Origin of the sequence: Anaerobacillus sp. 1_MG-2023, from assembly GCF_030547345.1 — a bacterium.
Taxonomy (GTDB): domain Bacteria; phylum Bacillota; class Bacilli; order Bacillales; family Guptibacillaceae; genus Guptibacillus; species Guptibacillus hwajinpoensis_B.
Genome location: NZ_JAUORD010000002.1, coordinates 172868 through 195247, shown reverse-complemented (window position 1 = coordinate 195247; position 22380 = coordinate 172868). Strand labels below are relative to the sequence as shown.

Here is a 22380-nt window from a genome sequence, read left to right as displayed (position 1 = left end):
CAATTTATTCCCTTTTACAGTTAAGGTCGTAACTGTCATATCAAAAGGTTAATAACCATTATATGACAGTCGATTCTACGGAAGAAACAGGGTATACTTTTGCCTTTTCTTCTTTTCTCAACACCCGTAATCCACCTTCAGCTAAAGCCTGAAGCTCATTTTCTCCAGGATGGACAATAACGTCAGCGATCCACTTAATCTGATCTGTTATTTGGGATACAAACTGCTTACCATATGCTAGTCCACCCGTTAATACAATCGCATCGACCTCTCCAGCAAGAACAGCGCTAGCAGCACCAATCTCTTTTGCTACTTGATATGCCATTGCGTCAAAAACGAGCTTTGCTCTCTCATCACCTTCGCTGATCTGCCGCTCTACTTTCACAGCATCATTCGTCCCCAGATAACCAACGTAACCAGCTTGTCCAACGAGCTTCTTCATAATTTCATCTGCATAGTATTCTCCGGAGAAGCACATAGATACTAATTCTCCTACCGGAACTGTACCGGCACGTTCAGGTGAGAAAGGGCCTTCCCCATGCAAACCATTATTCACATCAATAACTTTCCCTCTATGATGCGCGCCTACCGTAATCCCTCCACCCATATGAGTTACGATAAGGTTCAATTCTTCGTATTTAGTATTCAGTTGGGATGCAACTCTTCTAGCAACAGCCTTTTGGTTTAAGGCATGAAATATACTTTTGCGCTCTATTTCAGGCACTCCCGAAAGACGGGCGACATCTTGAAGCTCATCCACAACAACAGGATCTACAATAAATGAAGGAATATTTAGCTGTTCAGCAATTTCAAAGGCAATAATTCCACCTAAATTTGAAGCGTGTTCACCTGAGAAACCATTTCGAAGGTCTTCGAGCATCATGTCATTCACTGAATACGTCCCCCCTTCAATGGGACGTAATAAACCACCACGGCCTACTACTGCTGATAACCTCGAAATGTTAATATCTTCTTCATCTAACGCTTCAAGAATAGTGTTTTTTCTGAATTCATACTGATCGATGATGGTTTTGTATTGATTAATCTCATCCGTATCGTGCCGTAATGATTTCTCAAATACGGCACGTTCATTATCAAAAACACCTATTTTAGTCGATGTTGATCCCGGGTTGATTACCAGAAGTCGATATTCTTTATCTGTCACTCGAAACCCTCCGTTTATCTGCGATGACCTAGAATGTGCTGAGAATTCATTAAGAATTGGCTTCTTGATTGCTTCATTTGCTCAATTCTTTCTTCAGCAAGGCGGTCAGCTGCTGCATAAGTAGGAATACCATCGCGTTTAGAGATTTCAATGACTTTCGCAATGGTGTCATAAATGCCATCAACACGTTTCATAGCGCGATCGCGATTATAACCATAAAGCTCATCAGCAACGTTAATAACGCCACCTGCGTTAATTACATAGTCCGGTGCATAAACGATACCCATTTCGTGAATCTGATCACCATGAGACGTTTCGCGAAGCTGGTTGTTGGCCGCTCCTGCAATAACTTTTGCTTTAATTTTACCTATAGTCTCGTCATTAATAATGGCACCAAGTGCACAAGGAGCGAAAATGTCGCACTCTACTTCGTAAATATCGTCCGGATCGACTGCTTTCGCTCCAAAATCAGCAACTGCACGATCAACAGATTCTTTGTTAATGTCAGTGACTACAAGTGAAGCTCCTTCTTCGTGAAGATGTTTGCAAAGGTTATATGCAACATTCCCAACACCCTGAACTGCTACTGTTTTACCTTCTAACGAATCGGTACCGAATGCTTCTTTTGCAGCTGCCTTCATTCCAACATACACACCGTATGCTGTTACAGGAGAAGGGTTACCAGAAGAACCAAATGCCGGTGAAATACCCGTTACATACTCTGTCTCTTCGTGGATCATATCCATATCTTGAACTGTCGTACCTACGTCTTCTGCAGTAATATAACGACCATTTAGACCCTGAATGTAACGACCGAACGCACGGAACATTGCTTCGTTTTTGTCTTTGCGAGGATCACCAATAATAACAGTTTTTCCCCCTCCAAGATTCAAGCCAGCCGCAGCATTTTTGTAAGTCATCCCTTTTGCAAGACGAAGAGCATCTTCAAATGCCGCTTCTTCGGAAGCATATGTCCACATTCTTGTACCACCTAGAGCTGGTCCTAGTGTTGTATCATGAATGGCGATAATCGCTTTTAATCCTGAAGCTTTATCCTGACAAACTACCACTTGTTCGTAATCATATTTCTCCATATAAGTAAAAAGTTCCATTTAAATCTCCCTCTCTGTTTTCATAAAAATTTATTTAGCTGAACTAACCGCAAGCGCGATACTATAAACTTTACTTTGTGCACTATCTGCTCGAGAAGTTAAAACAATTGGCGCCTTTGCACCTGCAATAACTCCACCAACTTTTGCATTTGCAAAATAAACGAGTGATTTATATAGTGCATTCCCCACTTCAATTGAAGGAACAAGAAGAATATCTGCTTTTCCTGCAACTTCACTCTTTATCCCTTTATGCTCAGCTGCCTCGACAGAAATAGCATTATCTAGTGCAAGTGGTCCATCAATGATACAATCAGCAATTTGACCTCTATTGTTCATTTGTGTAAGTGCTGATGCATCAAGCGTCGCCTGCATAGCAGGATTGACCACTTCTACCGCGGCAAGCGGTACAACTTTAGGTAATGTGACACCAATGCTTTTCGCAATATATACAGCGTTTTTAACAATTTCAACCTTTTGCGATAAATCCGGGGCAATATTCATACCTGAGTCTGTCACGAAGATCAGGCGTTCGTATCCCTGAACGTCAAACGCAGCTATGTGAGAAAGTACTTTTCCTTTTCGTAACCCATATTCTTTATTTAAAACTTCTTTTAAAATAACCGAAGTGGAGACCATTCCTTTCATTAACACATCGGCTTCTCCATTTCTAACCGCCATCACAGCAGCTTTCGAAGCCTCTTGGTCTGATCGAGCTTGTACAACCTTGATAAATGTTGATTGAGATAATCCGTGATCGTCCAACATTTGCTCGATTTCGTTCTGATCTCCGTAAAGGATGAATGAAGCAAGTTGTTTGTCAATGGCTTTATGAACTGCTTCAATCACTTCTTGATCTGCCGCTGAGGCAAGCGCAACTGTTTTAGTCGGCTGTTCCGCTACCTTCTTCACAAGTTGATCTAAATTCATTGATGTCCCTCCTTTTACGCCATCATACTATTATGCAAGTTCCATGCCAATTCTCACTTGTTGACGCAACAAGGATTCGCGGTAATTGAACTATGCAATAAATTGCAATACATGCAAATTATTGCATGCTAGATTTTTCAATTTCGTGTTTCTCCATTTTATAATACAAATTTCGAAGTGACACTCCTAACGCCTTTGCCGTGGCAGTTTTATTCCCACCGTAATGCTCAAGAGTTTGCTGAATCGTTTTCCTCTCAAATTCATCAACTAACTGGGATAGCATTTTGTCAGGGGTACGTTCTACCGACAATAAATCAGCGTCTTTCTTTTCGCTTAATAAGGACGGAAGATGTTCAAGGTCAATCATGGTTTCAGATGTATCCATATGAATAACAATTCTACCAAGTACATTTTCAAATTCTCTAACGTTTCCAGGCCAATCATAGCTTTTTAAATAATCAATAGCTGATGATGTAATCCCCTCAACGTTTCTTCCATAATCTTGGTTAATTTTTGTAAGAAGATGCTCAGCAAGTGAAGCAATATCTTCTTTGCGTTGTCTTAGTGGAGGGATTTGGATCGGTAAACGATTTAATCGATAGTATAAATCTTCCCTAAATGAACCATCGATTATTCTTTTTTCAAGTTTTGCATTGGTGGCTGCAATAATTCTTACATTGATAGAAACCGGCTTCGCTCCACCCACTCGAACAATTTCACGTTCCTGAAGAACGCGAAGGAGCTTCGCCTGTGTACCTAATGACACCTCTCCAATTTCATCAAGAAAAATACTTCCACCATTCGCTTCTTCAAAAAATCCTCGTTTCCCTCCTTGACGGGCGCCTGAAAACGCACCGTCCTCATAGCCAAAAAGTTCACTTTCAAATAGTGATTCTGAAATAGCCGCACAGTTCACTCTAACAAACTTGTTGTACTTACGATCACTGGCATTATGTATGGCATGTGCAAATAGTTCTTTCCCAGTCCCAGATTCTCCACGAAGGAGCACGGTTGCTGGTGTAGAGGCTGCAAGCTTTGCTTGCTGGACAGAAAACGTCATTTCTTCTGATTTCCCTATAATATCTTCAAATGAATATTTCGCTTCAAGCGTTCGAATAATTTGTCTTGCTCTCTGCAGTTGACTATTCAATGAATGAAGTTCTGAAATATCGTGAATGACGCCTACACTGCCCTTCAATCTGCCATCGACAATAACCGGAGAAACATTAACAACAACTTCTCTCTTACTCGGTCCAACCTTCATCTGAACACCACGTACAGGCTTCCTAGTCCTCAATACACGCATATGCATGCTTTCACCTTCAGATATATCTGTACTCGCCGGCTTGCCAATAACTTGGGCATGTTCAAGACCCGTTAACCTCGTATAAGCCGGATTGATCATTAGACCTTTCCCTTGTTCATCAACAACAGAAATCGCTTCATCAGATGATTGAATAATGGCTTCAAGCATTGACTGCACGCTTTTTAAGTTAGTAACTTCCTGTGCCATTTGCTCAATAGCTGTCATGTCTTTAAAAACCGCTAATGCGCCAATTCGCCTGCCTTCATCATCAAACATCGGGATTCGTGTCGTAATAATTTTTTTCCCATTTGGAAGTAGTTGCTCTTGATTAATTTCCGGCTGGCCGGAAGATAAAACTCGAGGCAACATGCTAGAGGCCATGAGAGACCCAATTATTTTTCCACCAGCATGTGTTTTGGAAATTCCGGTAATTTTCTCAGCACTCCGATTAAATAACGTCACTTCTTCATTTATATTGACCGCAATCATACCGTCATGAGTAGAATCAAGAATGATTTCCTGCTGTTTGGATTGATGACGTAAAGTATCAATTAAATCTTCTTTTTCTTCAATTAACTTAAGAACGATGTTAGCAACTGAACCCGGAATCAATACAGTATGCTTCTCTCGCATGTCTCTAATCTCTTCAAAAACGGTCTCATTTCCAGTAGCTTCAACAATGACATCGATTTCAAAACGCTTTAGTGCAACTTTCCAATTGTCAAAAACAGCAATTCCGCTTTGACGAGCTTTAAGAATACCAGGCGCATCTAAATTACAATCAACCATTGCAATAACATTCATCATCTCAGTCTCTTGTAAGATATCCAAAAGTGCTACCCCGCCTTTTCCGGCACCTACAATCATACATGTTCGCAAATATTCATCACCTGCATCCTATACATGCAATATATTTCATACCTATCATACATCTCTTTTCTTATTTTGACAAATCATGCATGGTTCACTTTTTTGACTATGTTAACTTATCGTGTTGATTATCCATTTAGTATTTCTCAATGCCGTTGTAACAAAATCCGGTACAAACACGCATAGACACTTTATTCAGAGTTCGCTACAATAACAGTAGCGATGTCTAGAAAGGGTGCGCGGGTAATGAGGTTAATCGCTTTACTTATCGTATTAATTCCAGGGATTTTAGGAGTAATCGGTATTAAATTAATGAGAGACGTTCTTTTCGGTGTACTTAACCCACCATTTACTTCTCTTATTGTTCAATTCATTCTCGGTCTAGTCTTTCTTATAGCCGGTCTTTCTTTTGTTGGTGGGTTTATCTTTTATCGTGATCGTAAGCGAAATAAAGTACAGCAAAAATTTTCTTCAAAGAAACAATAAAAAAAACAAAGCCCTTTTGATGTCGGGCTTTGTTTTTTTGCTATAAATTATTTAATAGTGCACTTTACCTGCTATGAGAATAATTATCCATATTGTGCTCAATGCGAAGCTTATCGGCAACCATCGCAATGAATTCACTATTTGTTGGTTTTGCTTTTGACATGCTTACAGTATAACCAAACAGATTGGAAATAGACTCCACATTCCCTCGACTCCATGCTACTTCAATTGCATGACGAATAGCCCGCTCAACTCTTGAAGAGGTTGTATTAAACTTCTTTGCGATATCTGGATACAAGACCTTCGTAATAGATCCAAGTAATTCAATATCATTGTAAACCATCGTGATCGCTTCTCTCAAATACATGTAACCTTTAATATGTGCAGGAACACCAATTTCATGAATGATACTAGTGATACTTGCATCAAGGTTTCTTGGTCTGTTTTCTCGTTGCGGGCGTTTGTATGATCCGCCATTTGTGGTAAACGTTGTTTTCTTACCACTTACCTGCCTCACATGGCTTGCCAAATTATCCATATCAAACGGCTTCAAAATAAAGTAGGATGCTCCAAGGTCCACAGCTTTTTTGGTTACATCTTCTTGTCCGAACGCAGTAAGCATAATAACGCTACAAGTGTAATTCATTTCACGTAAGCGTTCCAGAACTGCTAGGCCATCGAGATGAGGCATGATAATATCTAGAACAAGTACATCAGGCTCGTGATCTTCAAGCACTTCCAAGCACTCCTGACCATTGGAAGCGGTTCCGACTACCTCCATATCCTCCTGTCGTGACATATATTCCTCAATCAAATTAACTAATTCGCGATTGTCATCAGCTAAACATACTTTTATTTTTTGCACGGTTCCGTCTCTCCTTCCACAAGTTTGGTTACCGTAGTATAGACATTCAACGGATTTGGTAAATTTCCTCTAAAATTTCTAAAAACTTTTAAAAACAATATTTATTCCGCATAATTCTTAGCTATTCTCCAATTTACTACACGTTACTCTTTTTTCTGAATACTCTTTCAATTTTGTCGAATTTTCTTCATCCACAGTATATCATGGTTGAAAAACGAAAGAAAGCGAACAGTGAGCTTTTTTTAGCTCGCTGTTCGCTTCTCATGACGACTTTCTTCATAAATATTAATCCCAGCCTCTTCTAACATCCATTCAATGTGAACACCATAGCCTGAAGTGGAATCATTGACGAACACATGGGTGACTGCACCGATTACTTTTCCCTCTTGAATAATCGGACTTCCACTCATTCCCTGTACAATTCCACCTGTTTCTTTTAATAGTTCAGGATCCGTTACCTTAATAACCATTCCTTTTGTCGCTGGAAACTTCTGTGGTATTGAACTGATCACTTCTACATCGTATTCTTTTACTTCACTACCTTTAACCACTGTTAGTATTTTGGCAGGACCTTCCTTCACTTGGTGAGAAAGCGCAATAGGCATTGGTTGGTCATACATGCCTTTTTTGACTTCATCATTCATTTCTCCAAAGATTCCAAATGGACTGTTGCGTGTAATCGTTCCAAGTTTTTGCGCCTTATTAGAAAACCTAGCTAGCTTCTCACCCGGATGTCCATTGCTCCCTTTTTCAATAGAAGTGACAGATGATGGATAAATTTCTCCATGGTTTACTACAATTGGCTTTTTTGTATCCATATCAGATATAACGTGTCCGAGTGCACCATACTTCTTTGTATTAGGATGGTAAAATGTTAATGTTCCAACTCCAGCTGCAGAATCACGTATATATAATCCAATCCGGTATGATTCATTTTGTTTATCTTTCACCGGAATCAGCTTCTTACTTAATTCTTCATTTTCTCTCACGATTGTAACTTTCAGTGCATTACCGTCGCTACCGGCTTTCTTAACAATTGTTCCAATGTCACTCATTTTCTTAACGGCTTGACCATTGATCTTAGTAATAATATCGCCAACTTGTATATCTGCTATTTCTCCCGGAGAACGATCTCCCTCATTTGTATGAATTAAATGGTGGCCAACTACTAACACCCCACGTGTGTTTAATTTAACTCCTATAGACTGTCCTCCAGGTATAACCTTAAAATCAGGAAGAACTTTCACGCCAACTTTTTTGACTGGGAAATCTCCTACCGTTAAATCCAGAATATCAGAACCACTTTTTTTGCCGTTTATCGTAAGGTTGCTTTGCTGCTGATCTAGGCTTGCCACTTCTGTACTTCCTAGCGAAGCAACAGCAGGTATTACAGATGAGATCCTGGTTTGATCTCCTTCGAACATGATAATCTCGTCTGGGATAGTTAAAAATAATTGTACCGGCTTTGAAAAACCAAGTGCAATTAAAAAACCAAGGAGAACTACGCCTAACAATTTACGAAACATCTCTATCTTCAATCCTTCACTCTCCTCGCTCTTGCTCACACCTCCAACATGGCTGTATCTATAATTTTGCCTTGAGTCGCGGTTATTATAACCTCTAAAAATGAAAATGCTACCCTGAGTTGGATAGCATTTCAAATCATGATTTTATTTGGTTCGCTTGATGCAATAATTCTCTCGCATGTTTCTTTGTTAGCTCTGTCATTTCAGCGCCAGATATCATTCTTCCAAGTTCTTCAATTTGTTCTTCATCACTTAAATTACCAACACTTGTCTTTGTTCTTCCTTCACCCGTTTCTTCTTTAGAAATATAAAGGTGATGGTCAGCCATTGCGGCAACCTGAGGAAGATGTGTAATAACAAGAACTTGAGAACCAGAAGAAAGGCGCTGAATCTTCTCAGCCATCGCTTGAGCAACTCTTCCACTAACGCCTGTATCAACCTCATCAAAAATAATAGAGGTTATTCCCTGGTGTTTTGAAAAGATGGATTTTAACGCTAGCATTATACGTGATAATTCACCGCCAGATGCTGTTTTTGAAAGTTCTTTAAGCGGCTCACCTGGATTTGTAGAGATCATAAAATCAATATCATCTTGTCCTGATCTGTGAAAGGATTCTTTTTTATTATTTAAGTCATTAAAATGAATAGCAAATTCTGTCTTTCCCATATATAAATCTCTAAGTTCATGATGGATCGCCTCTACAAGATCAGTGGCGACCTTTTTACGAAGTCTTGTAAGGTTTTCCGCTTCTACGGTCAGGTCCGCTTTAATACCTTTTAAATTGGATTCAAGCTCTTCTACGCGGTCTTCTCTATTTACAAGTTCATCGACTTCATCTTCAATTGAAGCAGCGTATTCCAAAATTTCTTCTACCGATTCACCGTATTTCCTTTTGAGCACCTGAATTTCATTAAGGCGCTCTTCTACAAAATCTAGACGAGCAGGATCAAATTCAAGTTGATCTCGATATGTATTTAACTTTCCAGCCGTTTCTTCAAGCAGATAAAATTGATTAGCTACTTCTTCGTGGTATCCTTGTAATTCCTCATCAAGATCAGTTACTGATTCAAGTTGCGCCATCGCAAGTCCTACCCAGTCTAATCCTTTATTATCTCCATGCAGAGAATGATAGACATCTTGAAGAGCAGAAAATAATTTCTCGAAATTGCCAAGACGTAACTTCTCTTCCATTAATTCTTCATCTTCATTTGGAGATAATTCCGCTTTTGAAATTTCTTCAAGTTGGTATTGAATTAAATCTAATCTATGTGCCATCTGTTGTTCGTTTTCTGTCAGGTTCTTCATCTGCTGCTGAATTTTCTTGTATCTTTGAAAAATATCTCGATATTCCACTAATGCCGGACTAATAGCACGGTCACCAAATTGATCGAGCAGCGTTAAATGTTTGTCTGATTGCATCAAATCTTGGTGTTCATGCTGCCCATGTATATCAATAAGTGTTTGACCAATTTCCCTTAAAATCCCGAGTGTGACTAACTTTCCATTGACTCGACAAATGCTCTTACCAGTATTTGAGATATCACGTCGCAATACGACCATATTATCAGTAAACTCGATCCCAACGTCCTCAAGCTTTTGAACTGTTGGATGCTCAGGTTCAATGTGAAACAACCCTTCGATTTCTGCTTTTTTTGTTCCATAACGAACGAATTCAGCAGAACCTCTCCCACCAACTAAAAGTCCAATGGCATCTATGATAATGGATTTACCTGCGCCCGTTTCTCCAGTAAGGACTGTTAATCCACGATCGAATGAAACGGTGATCGCTTCTATGATCGCAAAATTACGAATGGATAGTTCCGCTAACATATTCTCCCACCTTCAAAAGATCCTCTTTCATTTCCCTAAAGCATGTCAATAAAGCGTTGCGATAACATAGGTGCAGCATCGGCACTTTTGCAAATGATTAATATAGTATCATCTCCGCTAATGTTACCCATGATTTCTTCCCAGTCTAAATTATCTATTAGCGCACCAATCGCGTTCGCATTACCAGGAAGCGTTTTCATAACGATAAGATGATCCGCATGATCTATGCTAATAAATGCATCTGTTAATGTTCTCTTCAATTTCTGAAGTGGATTAAAGCGCTGATCTGCAGGAAGACTGTATTTGTATCTACCATCAATAGTTGGCACTTTAACAAGATGAAGTTCTTTAATATCCCGTGAAACAGTGGCTTGAGTTACATTAAAGCCAGCGCTCTTCAGGCAATACACCAGTTCATCTTGTGTTTCAACATCTTGATTGGCAATCATTTCACGAATTTTGATATGACGTTGTCCTTTATTCATTGTATAACCTCCAGAAGTTCCGGTAAGTAAAATCTGACAGCCTTATTATATAGCCACGCTTCTCTTTTGTATAGACCCTCATAAATATTCACTCGTAAAAAGATATTTTCTGGACTAAATACGAATAAACTTCTCTTGTACAGTGACGAACGAGAAAAAGGACACACAGCGTGTATCCTCTATAACTTTTGATGCGCTTCTTCTACAACTTCTTCAGGCGTAGGAATGGTTTCGTTAACCATATCCTGCTGCCAGCCCAAGTATAATAAAAATTCGATATTTCCTTCACCACCGGTTATTGGAGAAAAAGAGATGCCTTTGATCTGGTAGCCTTCTTTAGTCGCGAAGTCCATCATTTCTTTTAGTACACGTAAGTGAATTTTTTTATCACGTACGATTCCTTTTTTCCCAACTTCTCCTCTTCCAGCTTCGAATTGAGGTTTTACAAGTGCAATCACTTCTCCATTTTCTTTTAGGATCTGCTTAAGAACTGGCAAAATCAATTTTAAGGAAATAAAGGAGACATCTATGGTGGCAATATCTGGCAACCCCTGTTCAAAGTCTGCTTTCTCTGCATATCTAAAATTTGTTCTTTCTTTAACAACTACTCGGTCATCTACACGTAATTTCCAAGCTAATTGATTATATCCAACATCAAGTGCATACACGAGTGAGGCACCATTTTGCAGCGCGCAATCCGTAAACCCACCTGTAGATGAGCCGATATCCAATACAACTTTGTTTTCGATGAGAAGAGAGAAGACATTAATCGCCTTCTCAAGTTTTAAACCACCGCGTCCAACATAACGAAGCGTATCACCTTTTATTTGTAAACTAATGTCTTCTGCTACTTTCACACCCGGCTTGTCCATTCTTTCTGTTTCCGAAAATACAAGACCAGCCATGATCGCTCTTTTTGCTTTTTCTCTTGTATCGATTAGTCCACGATTCACAAGGATTACATCAAGTCTTTCCTTCTTAGCCATTCTCTTTTATGCCCTCTTTTGTTTTGCTGGAATTATTTTCTTAGCTTTCGCAACAATATCATCTGGAGTTAAGCCGATTTCTTTTAATAGTTCATTGACACTGCCGTGTTCAATATATGCATCTGGTATGCCCATTCTTTGAATTGTACCGTGTTGATAACCGCTGTCATTCACATATTCAAGTATAGCACTACCAAATCCACCTTGAAGAATCGCTTCCTCCACTGTTAACATCGGAATTCCTTCTTGCATAAGTTCAGCCATCATTTTCTCATCAAGAGGCTTAATAAAACGAGCATTAATTACTCGAGCTGAGATGCCTTCTTGTTCAAGCTTCTCTGCAGCTTTCAAAAGGTCTTGAAGCGTAGGACCAAAAGAGAGGAGTGCGACATCTGTTCCTTCGCGAATCACTTCCCAAGTACCAATTGGAATTTCTTTTAAGTCTTTATCCATCTTCGTACCGATGCCATTTCCTCGCGGATACCGAACTGCAATTGGTCCTTGATTATACTTCATTCCAGTATTCACCATATGTTGCAATTCATTCTCATCTTTAGCCATCATTAAGACCATGTTCGGTAAATGACGAAGGAACGAGATATCGAATACTCCCTGATGTGTTTCCCCGTCTGCTCCGACAAGACCAGAACGATCAACTGCAAGAAAAACGTTTAGATTCTGCCTGCACACGTCGTGAACAAGCTGATCATAGGCTCTTTGGAGAAACGTGGAGTAGATGGATAAGACAGGCTTGAGATTTTGTGTAGCAAGTCCGGCAGCCATCGTTGTAGCATGCTGTTCTGCAATTCCTACATCAAAAAGTCTTTCTGGAAATTGCTTTTCGAACGCTTCCCATTTTGAACCAACTGTCATAGCTGGCGTAATAACAGAAATGCGATCATCTTTTTCAGCGAGCTTCCGTACTGTTTCACTTACTACCTTGCTGTAGCCTGGGGCAGCAACTTTCGGTTTAATCTGTTCACCAGCTTCGATTTTATAAGGACTCACTCCGTGCCATACACCGATTTGATCGCTTTCAGCCGGTTGATAACCTTTTCCTTTTTTTGTTAATACATGGATAAGGACAGGCCCTTTTGTTTTCTTAGCGTACTTAATATTCTCCATTAGAGCTTCAACGTCATGCCCATCTACTGGTCCAAGGTAGGTAAATCCAAGTTCTTCAAAGAAAATGCCAGACACCAATAGATATTTCAGAGCATCTTTAACACGCTCAGCAGTCGATGCAAGCGCGCCACCGAAAGCAGGGATTTTCTTAAGCAAATATTCAAGCTCTTCTTTCGCTTTATGATATTTACCTGCTGTACGAAGTTTTCCTAGAATATTATGAAGTGCTCCAACGTTAGGAGCAATCGACATTTCGTTATCATTTAAGATCACTAGCATATCTTTCTGCTCATGACCAATATGGTTGAGCGCTTCTAAGGCCATTCCACCTGTTAATGCGCCATCCCCTATGATCGCAACAACACTCTCGTCGCTTCCTTTCATATCACGAGCAGCAGCCATACCCATCGCCGCAGATAATGATGTAGAACTATGACCAGTTTCCCAAACGTCATGCTCACTCTCATTTCGCTTAGGGAATCCACAAAGACCTTTGTATTTTCGCAAAGTATCAAATCTAGAAGCTCGTCCTGTCAGAATTTTATGAACGTATGCTTGGTGTCCTACATCCCAGATAAATTTATCTTTTGGACTATCATAAATTTTGTGAAGAACAATAGTCAGTTCAACCACACCAAGGTTAGGACCAAGATGTCCACCAGTTTCAGACAATTTATTAATTAAAAAACTTCTAACTTCTTCTGCAAGCTCGGTCATTTCATTGATATCATAATTTTTGAGAAACTTAGGATTCTCAATCTTTTCTAAATCCATGGGAATGTCCTCCCCTTCTTATTTCGATTTACGGTTTCCCTTTTTCTTTTTGGATTGGTTGTCTACCATTTTAATTTTAAATGTTTTTTCTACATAATATAAGAACCGACCTACTTGGAAAATGATTCCAGTAGAAAAATGGATCGCAAACGTTTTTCCGAGCGCTTTTCCTCCGACCGTCAACGCAGCTATGACGCTGGTAAATACTACTGATACTATATATTGAAACAAAGATCCATCGCTATGTCCAAGTTGAAGTGTTAATTGTACGACAACGGTTGCGGAGGCTGTACCACTTATAATACCCGAAATATCACCAATTACATCATTACAGAAGCTTGCTACGCGATCTGCGTTACGTGTAACAAAAATTGCATGCTTCGCCCCGGTTAGGCGTTCAGCAGCCATAGCGTGGAAGGGTACCTCATTTGCTGCTGTTGAAGCAACACCAATTGTATCAAAGAAAATACCAATTAGAACGATTAATAATACTACTATCATACCAATCGCCCAAGATACACCACTTAATACAGCCGTCGATATAATTGAAAAAATAGCCGCTAACACAAGTGTGATAACGGCAATAGCTAAACTCCAGTTTATGGATTTTGATACGGAAGCTTTCATATCTACTCCTTGTCCATTATATAATCACATAAAAATAGGTATCCAGCTGGCAGGAATTCATGGGGTCAGTTCGTTTCCCCCTGTTCCCTGTCAGTTGAACACCCCATTACTCATATGTATCGAAGAGTGGTCACTTAAAGAGTAAAGACTGCGGCTTAGGTCCAGTAGGTTTTCCCAGATAGATACCTGAACGTCGCCATTCAGGCGGTTTCCCTTTACATCTATCTTAGCGTAGTCACCATGCGCTAGACTGGATTACCACTTAGTCCGCACTATAATCCCCTTTAAGTGTCACTCGGAACAGTCTAGGAGTTTTCCTCAACAGTTCCACACATTTCCTAGCCTCTTTTGCAGAGCAGATTTCATATGGGTGGTAGGAAAAAAGCGGCCGGCCGAGCTGCAAATTTCCAATAATCCATAATCCCCTCTAGCTCCACTCAAGGCAGGCTACGCTGTTCAACTGCGTTCCCATGCAGCTGCAACAGGTTCATACCCCAATTCATAGCAGGCAGCGTTAACCGCTCTACTACAAGAATGGGCCTCCGCGGAAGCAGGGTCAACGCCCACATGCCTTTGTGGATCGCCCTGCGACCTTAACTCCCAGCATCGACCCAAGTCTGGGCGACTCAAGCCAACACCAGGAACTTCATCGATGTGCCCTATGGCGGATTTTTAGGCCCGCCTTCAGAAATGGCGAACTGACTAGAATACTGCACCACTCAATCTTAACTTATTATACCACAGGTTATGATTATGCTCAATTATATGTTAATGATCACGCTCTACAATAAACTTTGCAATCGACCTTAATCTATTTTCCTTTATGTTAGCGGCAGAAAGGTGAGATAATCCCTCATCAAAATGATGCTTTAATTTTTCTTTAGCGCCCTTTAAGGACAAAAGCTTAGGATATGTGCTTTTCTCGTTATTCTCATCACTTCCTGGCTGTTTACCAATCTTGCCTTCATCTCCTTCAACATCGAGGATATCATCACTTATTTGGAAAGATAACCCGATGTGCTCACCGAATGCTTGGAGATGTTCTCGTTGAAGTGGCGAAGCATTTCCAATAATCGCCCCTGCCATAATGGAAAACATAAGAAGCTTCCCAGTCTTATGATGATGAATATACTCAAGTTGTTCTAACGTTAATGCTTGTTTTTCACCATCCAAATCTGCCATTTGCCCCCCAACCATACCCGAAGGTCCAGCAGCATGAGACAATAACTTAATAAGCTCTACTTTTTGCTCGCTCGTTAAATTGGAGTCTGCAATAAGTTCAAAACTTTGGGTTAAAAGGGCATCACCGGCAAGAATAGCCACCGCTTCGCCGTAAACGATGTGGTTTGTAGGTTTTCCTCGACGTAAATCATCATTGTCCATAGCCGGCAAATCATCATGAATTAGCGAATACGTATGAATCATTTCTACAGCACAGGCAACGGGAATTGCTTGATCAATTGATTCGCCAAATGCTTCTACAGTAGCAAGCATTAATATCGGGCGGATCCGCTTCCCTCCCGCATGAATCGAATACAACATCGCTTCTTTTAGTGATTCTGGCATTTCAAGATGATTAATATATGAAGGCAGTTCTTGATCAAGCAGTTTTTTACAATCATTCATATAAGAGCTAAGATCTTGGATCACGCTTCATCCTCCTGCACAGAAAAACGCTTGATTTCACCGTTTTCCTCAACAATTTGATCCATTTTCCCTTCAACGGATTGCAGTTTTTCATGACAGATGTTTGATAAGTTCATCCCCTCTTGAAAGAGTGAAATAGCTTTTTCAAGAGGAACGTTTCCTTCTTCTAAGGCCCCTACGATTTGTTCTAACTTTTCCATTGCTTCTTCAAATGTGACGTTCTCATTTTTCTCCATTCGAATCACTCTCCTCTAATCCCCATACATGGCAATCAATTTTTCCATCTGTCATTTCAAGTTTAAGAACATCTCCAGGTTGGACCTGACTAACAGACTTAATGAGTTCTTCTTCTTTATATGCAAGGCTATACCCCCGCTCCATTACTTTCAATGGGCTTAATGCATTCAATTTCCCAGCAGCAAGTGAGAAATCACTTTGTTTTCCAACTAAAACACGTTGCATTTCCTTATTCAAAGAATTCTTGAGCTCTACAAGTTCTTGACTCGCTTCTCTTAGAAGTTTTTGGGGGTGCTGCTTTTTTAATTGCTTATGGTTTCGATCGACTTGTTCTTTTGTATACGACAATAACCGCTTCATATTTCTCTGCAATCGCTCAACTTGTAAATCAAGCTCTTGTTCCTTTTGCTTCAATAGTTGATCTGGATAGCGAAAAGCATAAGACTTTTGGAGGTTTGACAGCCGATCTCGATCGGAGACAAGTTTTTCTTGCATTACTCTCTTGAGTCTATGTACTCTTTGATCAACTCGCTCTTTCAATTCCACTACACTAGGGACTGCTAATTCAGCAGCACCAGTTGGTGTCGGCGCTCTTAAGTCAGCAACGAAATCCGCAATCGTAAAATCCGTTTCATGGCCTACCGCAGAAATAATCGGTACGTGCGACCAAGCAATACTTCTTGCGACTTCTTCTTCATTAAATGCCCATAGTTCTTCAATAGATCCACCGCCACGCCCCACAATCAGCACATCAATCATTTTCATCGCATTCGCCATCTCTATGGCTTGAACAATCGATCCCTTAGCACGATTTCCCTGCACGAGAACGGGAAAAACCGTAATTCGCGCAGCTGGATACCGTCTTTTAATTGTTGTGAAAATATCTCGAATGGCCGCTCCAGTAGGGGAAGTAATAACGCCAATTTCTGTAGGATAGCGTGGAATTTGCTGTTTGAGGTTATCAGAAAACAATCCTTCAATTTCGAGTTTTCGTTTCAACTCTTCGTAAGCTAAATACAGATTACCAATTCCATCAGGTTGCATTTCTTTTGCATAGAGCTGATATTGGCCATACGGCTCAAACACAGATATTTCTCCACGGATCAGTACTTTCATTCCGCTTTCGGGTTTAAATTTCATATGCCGATTATTTCCTGCAAACATGACAGCCTGAACACGTGATTTATCATCTTTAACTGTAAAGTAAAGATGTCCTCGATTGTGAAGCTTCACATTGGATAATTCGCCACGCAACCAGACATCTTGCAGTGCAGGTTCATTATCAATCATTCGCTTAACATGTCTCGTAAGCGCCGTTACCGATATATAGCGATCCGCTTTCACAACTATCCCCTCCTACTTAAATTACCTTTTTTGGATGATCTTAGAGAGGACACCATTCACAAAACGCCCTGATTCTTCTCCACCGAATAACTTCGCAAGTTCAACGGCTTCATTTAAACTAACGTTAACGGGTATATCATCTCTGATTACCATTTCATAAGAAGCCATGCGTAGTACTGAACGGTCAACATTTCCGATCCGATTAAATGTCCAGTTCACAAGATTTTCTTTAATGACTTCATCAATTCTTTCGAGGTTCTCAAGCGTTCCGAAGACAAGCTCAGATAGAAACTCGTCACCTTCTTCCTCATTTAAAACGTGTTGAAGAGCCTCACGTGGATCGGTGTCTGTTACATCTATTTGAAACAATACCTGGATGGCTTTTTCTCTTGCATGTCTTCTTTTCATTGCTATACTCCCTTTACGCTAATATTGCTATACCAATAAATAATAGCATACTGTAGAGGACAAATACAGGTTTTGCAATGTCCGATTGTTTTCACAAACAAAAAAGCAGGGGGACAATCCCCGCTGCTTATTCTTCGTTCTCTGGTTCTTTTTTATCAAATGTAATGCCTACAACACTCACGTTGACGGCACTGATTTCTAGAGCAGTCATTGTAAGAAGGGCCTGACGGATATTTTCCTGAACCTTCTCACATACTTCCGGAATGGATAAACCATAGCTTACCACCACATAGGCATCTAGGATGATCCCATCTTCATCAAGTTCCACCTTGACGCCTTTTCGATGATCCTTTCGCCCAAAGCGTTCTACAACACCAGAGGCGAAATTCCCTCTCATCTCTGCTACACCATCAACTTCAGAAGCTGCAATACTTCCAATGACTTCGATAACTTCAGGTGAAATCTCTACTTTTCCAAGACCAGTATCGTGCTCTTCCATTTCAAATGATTGAAGTTCATTCATTCTGAACACCTCACTTAGAATTCATTGATTGCTCTGTTAAATCATATTTCTCAAGAAACTTTGTATTGAAATCGCCGCTTACAAATTTCTCATGATTCATAAGGCGCATATGGAACGGAATAGTCGTTTTAACTCCTTCAACGACAAATTCCCCCAGTGCTCGCTTCATTCTAGCGATAGCTTCTTCTCGAGTATCAGCATAAGTAATCAGCTTTGCAACCATTGAATCATAAAAAGGTAAAATATCATACCCTGGATAAACAGCTGAATCAACTCGAACTCCAAATCCACCCGGCGGCAGGTACATTTCAACCTTACCAGGGGATGGCATAAACTTTTTGTCAGGATCTTCTGCGTTGATACGACACTCAATCGCCCATCCTTTAAACGTCACATCTTCTTGTTTGTATCGGAGTTCTTCATCAGAAGCTGCTCGGATTTGTTCCTTAATTAAGTCAATACCCGTTACCATCTCAGTCACAGGGTGCTCAACTTGAATGCGCGTATTCATTTCCATAAAATAAAAATTCCCTGTTGGCTCAAAAATAAACTCCACAGTTCCTGCACCAGAATATTGAACGGCTTGAGCAGCTCGCACTGCCGCATCTCCCATTTTCTTTCTGATTGTTGCGTCAAGAGCTGGAGAAGGGGTTTCTTCCACTAGCTTTTGTAAACGCCTTTGGATAGAACAATCACGCTCACCTAGATGGATTGCATTCCCATGATTATCTGCAAGAACCTGGATCTCTACATGTCGGAAGTCTTCAATAAACTTTTCAATGTAAACCCCAGGATTACCAAATGCGGTAGAGGCTTCTTGTTGCGTAATATTGATTCCTTTTACTAATTCATTCTCATCCTTAGCAATGCGGATTCCTTTACCACCACCGCCAGCAGTCGCTTTAATAATGACGGGATAACCCATTTCGTTCGCAAGAGCTACTGCCTCATCAGCATCTTTAATAATCCCTTCAGAGCCAGGTACAATCGGAACTCCAGCTTCCTTCATTGTCGTTCTAGCAACGTCTTTCGTCCCCATGCGATTAATAGCTTCAGGACTAGGACCAACAAACGTCACATTGCATTCTCTACAAAGTTCAGCAAAATCGGCATTTTCAGCTAGAAAACCATATCCGGGATGAATGGCGTCAACCCCTGTCACAGTAGCAATACTCATGATGTTTGTAAAATTTAAATAGCTGTCTTTTGCTGCTGTGGGTCCGATACAATAAGCTTCATCAGCAAGTCTAACATGAAGCGCATCTTTATCTGCCTGGGAATATACGGCCACTGTTTCTATTCCGAGCTCTTCACAAGCTCGTATAATTCTAACTGCTATCTCTCCGCGGTTAGCTACAAGTACTTTCTTAATCTCCATACTATCATCACCTATGCTTTCACTAAAAACAGAGGCTGTCCGTATTCAACCAGCTGACCATCTTCAACTAGCATTTCTACGATTTCTCCATTTACCTCTGCTTCTATTTCATTAAAAAGCTTCATTGCTTCAATGATGCAGACTACGCTATCTTCCGAAACTTTTTCTCCTGTTTTCACATAAAGGTCTGACTCTGGATTTGGACGAGCATAGAACGTTCCCACCATTGGGGATTCTATCTTATGTAATGATTCATCCTGTTTCTCTTCTTTAGGTTCTTCAGTAGCTTGCTCTTTTGAAGAAGACGCCACTTGCTTCACTGGCTCAGGCACCTGTTGTGCAACGGGCTGCTGAACAGGCTGCTGTACCGGTGCTTCAGCATATTGTACGTCGTTTTTCTTTAATACAATTTTAGACCCATCATTTTCGTATTCGAATTCATCAATGCTTGATTGATCAATAAGTTTGATCAATTCGCGAATTTCTTGAACTTTTAACAAGACTTCCACTCCCTGTCATCTTTTTTCAAATTTAGTATTTAGGAGGTTATTCTGTGCAGAAGACACGCTCCAACCTATAGCAATTATAGCATAATAAAGATGTGTATTAGTATCTCCAGCATTTCATCTAACAAATCAAACCTCATAATTAAGACCATTATATAAAAGCAGGTCCTAAGCCTATTCATCATATCATATCTTCAGTTTACTTGGTAGAAGACATCTTTGCACACCGACCTATAATAAGGGTAACAAACCTAGAAAGCGTTTTCACCCATAAAATTATTGTGGAGATTATCTATATACGCTCACTTTATAAATTTGGTATTTTATCTACTATTGTTTATTTCTCAATAACCGCTCTTTCTGAATGAAACTCTTTTCACAATACTTTCAGAGCATTAATGGATCAAAACAAAAAAGATGGAGTGAACTCCATCTTTACTTTGCTGCAGCCTGAAATTCAACCGCTATTCTATGGCCTTCTCCTAGTTGTTCTTCTGCTAGTACCATAATGTTGTTGGCTTCTTCATTCGAGAGTTGATCTGCTTTAACAATAACTCTTACTTTATCATCATCTAGCGTATAAACTACCGCATCGCTATACCCTTCTGACTTTATCACATTTTCCAATACAGATTCTTTTTGAGATAATGCCATCAATTCTTGACGTTGCTCATGTGCCTCATTTCTAAGGTCAGCAGATGCTTCGCTTGCAATAACTGCCGTATAGTCTTCAATCGCTGCATCTCGTTGTTCTTGAATCTCAAGTCTTATGGATGCAAATCCTTCCTCACTTGAAACACTTGAAGAAACAGCATCTCCTTCTTCTGCGTTCGTTTCTTTTGCCTCTTCTCCTTTACTTTCCTCACCACTCTGCTCCTGATCCCCTACAAACGCTACATTATCAGTTCCAGGAGTCATAATATAATAGGCTGATAAGACAATGATTAAACTTAACATCGTTAGTAACCACACTGTTTGCTTTTTCAAAACCATTTAGGATTCCCCCTTTAATTTTTTCGGAAGCACCATGACACGGTGACTCTTGACGTCTAGCAGTCTTGTTACTGCATCCACGATCATTTTCTTTACTTCCATATTCTCTGCTCCAACTGCTACCACTACAACTCCTCGTACGACAGGCTTCTTCGTACTAACAATGATAGGCTCCTGGCCGTTGTCATTTTGAATGACGACAACTTGTTCTTCACTTGACTGTTCTTCAATCTTTCTTGAACCTCCATCATTTGGAGATTCATCCGTATATTTATCAGTAGAAGTGCTGTTCTTCTCAACGATTTTTTCTTCTGTAGAATCTAAATTCACAATAACTGTGGCATCAGAAACTCCTGCCACTTCATCTAAAGCTTCTTTCAGCTGTGTTTCGTATACATTCTCGTATTCAGCCATAGACGACGGATTGGACTTTTTTTGACTAAAGGTCGGTTCACTATCCTTGGAGCCCGCCTGCTCTGAAAACACTTCCTGGACTTGTTCAGGTGACTGGAAAAAACTCCCGGAAAACATGAAGATAACGCCAATCCCCGCAGCAATAATCAAATATAATAACGGGATTCCCTTTTTCTTTTTAGGCTTCTTCAATTGATCAAGCCAGCTAGTTGGTTTTTCATCCACGTTCCCTACTCTCCTCCTTTCACCTGAACTCCGACTTGTTTTGGATACAATTCCCACTCATCTGCAAGAAAATATGCAACCTTACGTGAGAGAGTATCCGTTTCTTCGAACTCTTCCTCTTGAATATCAATTGATACGGATACGGCATCCACTTCCTGAACAGATTTTTCTGCTCCTGCTTCATTTACTGTTACTGCAATTTGATCAATATCCTTTTCCCCATCAAGATTCTTTAACTGAAGACTAACGCTTGTGATTTCGAGGTTAAACTGGTCCCTCAACTCCTTTTCTACCTGGCTTTTCATTTGGACAGCCATTTGTTCTTCAATATATGCAGCATTGGATGCTTGTATTTCACTTTTCTTCGATTCTATCTGATTTTCCATATTTGCCTTTTGAGTTGAGTCAGTGAGCGTTACTGTTCGGAGCATGGCATCAAAGTCTTTTGTGAAAATCGTGAGTATAGGAGATAAAATAACCGCCATTAACATTAAACCTATAACCATCTTTACATAACGCTGCATATTTGAATTTGGTAGCAATAGTTCTAGCACTGTTGCTAGAAGGATTAACACAATAATATTTGTAATCCATCCTGTAATAATATCCACACGACACCT

22 protein-coding genes are annotated in these 22380 nt (G+C 40.1%); 1 reads left to right on the top strand and 21 read right to left on the bottom strand.

All coding sequences use genetic code 11. The annotated features are described in order from the left end of the window. Positions 1-58: 58 nt before the first annotated feature. The 4 genes from buk to Q4550_RS04775 form a co-directional block, all read right to left on the bottom strand. On the bottom strand, positions 59-1165 hold the full coding sequence (gene buk / locus Q4550_RS04790; protein ID WP_303530719.1) for a butyrate kinase: 1107 nt from the start codon (positions 1163-1165) through the stop codon (positions 59-61). A 14-nt stretch (positions 1166-1179) separates the two neighbouring features. Then, positions 1180-2277, bottom strand: a complete 1098-nt coding sequence (bcd, locus tag Q4550_RS04785) for a branched-chain amino acid dehydrogenase (RefSeq protein WP_194222096.1) — start codon at positions 2275-2277, stop codon at positions 1180-1182. A gap of 30 nt (positions 2278-2307) precedes the next feature. Beyond that, positions 2308-3204, bottom strand: a complete 897-nt coding sequence (gene yqiS, locus Q4550_RS04780) for a phosphate butyryltransferase (protein ID WP_303530715.1) — start codon at positions 3202-3204, stop codon at positions 2308-2310. Positions 3205-3322: 118 nt separating this feature from the next. After that, the gene (locus tag Q4550_RS04775; protein WP_303530713.1) at positions 3323-5389 is read right to left on the bottom strand and encodes a sigma-54 interaction domain-containing protein; all 2067 of its coding nucleotides are present in this window, start codon (positions 5387-5389) and stop codon (positions 3323-3325) included. Positions 5390-5626: 237 nt separating this feature from the next. On the opposite strand from Q4550_RS04775, the gene Q4550_RS04770 reads away from it, so the two are divergent. Then, positions 5627-5866: a DUF2627 domain-containing protein gene (locus Q4550_RS04770; protein ID WP_226614134.1), complete on the top strand. Its 240-nt coding sequence runs from the start codon at positions 5627-5629 to the stop codon at positions 5864-5866. Between the two features lie 64 nt (positions 5867-5930). On the opposite strand, the gene spo0A is transcribed toward Q4550_RS04770, so the two are convergent. The 17 genes from spo0A to spoIIIAF form a co-directional block, all read right to left on the bottom strand. After that, the gene (gene spo0A / locus Q4550_RS04765; protein ID WP_194222100.1) at positions 5931-6731 is read right to left on the bottom strand and encodes a sporulation transcription factor Spo0A; all 801 of its coding nucleotides are present in this window, start codon (positions 6729-6731) and stop codon (positions 5931-5933) included. 242 nt (positions 6732-6973) lie between these two features. Continuing rightward, complete coding sequence (spoIVB, locus tag Q4550_RS04760) at positions 6974-8269, bottom strand: SpoIVB peptidase (RefSeq protein ID WP_303530710.1); 1296 nt, start codon at positions 8267-8269, stop codon at positions 6974-6976. Between the two features lie 124 nt (positions 8270-8393). Beyond that, positions 8394-10088, bottom strand: coding sequence for a DNA repair protein RecN (gene recN / locus Q4550_RS04755; RefSeq protein ID WP_303530708.1), 1695 nt, complete (start codon positions 10086-10088; stop codon positions 8394-8396). 35 nt (positions 10089-10123) lie between these two features. Continuing rightward, positions 10124-10573, bottom strand: a complete 450-nt coding sequence (gene ahrC / locus Q4550_RS04750) for a transcriptional regulator AhrC/ArgR (protein ID WP_098444159.1) — start codon at positions 10571-10573, stop codon at positions 10124-10126. 179 nt (positions 10574-10752) lie between these two features. Then, positions 10753-11559, bottom strand: coding sequence for a TlyA family RNA methyltransferase (locus Q4550_RS04745; RefSeq protein WP_303530706.1), 807 nt, complete (start codon positions 11557-11559; stop codon positions 10753-10755). Positions 11560-11565: 6 nt separating this feature from the next. Beyond that, positions 11566-13458, bottom strand: a complete 1893-nt coding sequence (gene dxs / locus Q4550_RS04740; RefSeq protein ID WP_194222103.1) for a 1-deoxy-D-xylulose-5-phosphate synthase — start codon at positions 13456-13458, stop codon at positions 11566-11568. Positions 13459-13476: 18 nt separating this feature from the next. Next, on the bottom strand, positions 13477-14085 hold the full coding sequence (locus Q4550_RS04735; protein WP_303530705.1) for a CNNM metal transporter family protein: 609 nt from the start codon (positions 14083-14085) through the stop codon (positions 13477-13479). A 768-nt stretch (positions 14086-14853) separates the two neighbouring features. Beyond that, the gene (locus Q4550_RS04730; RefSeq protein WP_303531127.1) at positions 14854-15711 is read right to left on the bottom strand and encodes a polyprenyl synthetase family protein; all 858 of its coding nucleotides are present in this window, start codon (positions 15709-15711) and stop codon (positions 14854-14856) included. 20 nt (positions 15712-15731) lie between these two features. After that, a complete protein-coding gene (locus tag Q4550_RS04725; protein ID WP_194222105.1) occupies positions 15732-15968 on the bottom strand; it encodes an exodeoxyribonuclease VII small subunit in 237 nt (78 codons plus the stop codon). Beyond that, positions 15955-17313, bottom strand: a complete 1359-nt coding sequence (gene xseA, locus Q4550_RS04720) for an exodeoxyribonuclease VII large subunit (RefSeq protein ID WP_303530704.1) — start codon at positions 17311-17313, stop codon at positions 15955-15957. Before xseA ends, Q4550_RS04725 begins: the two co-directional genes overlap by 14 nt. A 21-nt stretch (positions 17314-17334) precedes the next feature. Next, complete coding sequence (gene nusB / locus Q4550_RS04715) at positions 17335-17721, bottom strand: transcription antitermination factor NusB (RefSeq protein WP_303530703.1); 387 nt, start codon at positions 17719-17721, stop codon at positions 17335-17337. A 127-nt stretch (positions 17722-17848) separates the two neighbouring features. Then, positions 17849-18244, bottom strand: a complete 396-nt coding sequence (locus tag Q4550_RS04710; protein ID WP_194222108.1) for an Asp23/Gls24 family envelope stress response protein — start codon at positions 18242-18244, stop codon at positions 17849-17851. A gap of 10 nt (positions 18245-18254) precedes the next feature. Next, complete coding sequence (gene accC, locus Q4550_RS04705; RefSeq protein WP_226614152.1) at positions 18255-19622, bottom strand: acetyl-CoA carboxylase biotin carboxylase subunit; 1368 nt, start codon at positions 19620-19622, stop codon at positions 18255-18257. Between the two features lie 11 nt (positions 19623-19633). After that, the gene (accB, locus tag Q4550_RS04700; RefSeq protein WP_303530702.1) at positions 19634-20122 is read right to left on the bottom strand and encodes an acetyl-CoA carboxylase biotin carboxyl carrier protein; all 489 of its coding nucleotides are present in this window, start codon (positions 20120-20122) and stop codon (positions 19634-19636) included. Between the two features lie 441 nt (positions 20123-20563). Beyond that, positions 20564-21121: a SpoIIIAH-like family protein gene (locus tag Q4550_RS04695; RefSeq protein WP_303530701.1), complete on the bottom strand. Its 558-nt coding sequence runs from the start codon at positions 21119-21121 to the stop codon at positions 20564-20566. After that, on the bottom strand, positions 21122-21760 hold the full coding sequence (gene spoIIIAG / locus Q4550_RS04690; RefSeq protein WP_194222112.1) for a stage III sporulation protein AG: 639 nt from the start codon (positions 21758-21760) through the stop codon (positions 21122-21124). Between the two features lie 5 nt (positions 21761-21765). Next, positions 21766-22371 carry a stage III sporulation protein AF gene (gene spoIIIAF, locus Q4550_RS04685; RefSeq protein WP_303530700.1) on the bottom strand — a complete coding sequence of 202 codons (606 nt, stop codon included), beginning with the start codon at positions 22369-22371 and terminating at the stop codon, positions 21766-21768. Between the last annotated feature and the right edge of the window lie 9 nt (positions 22372-22380).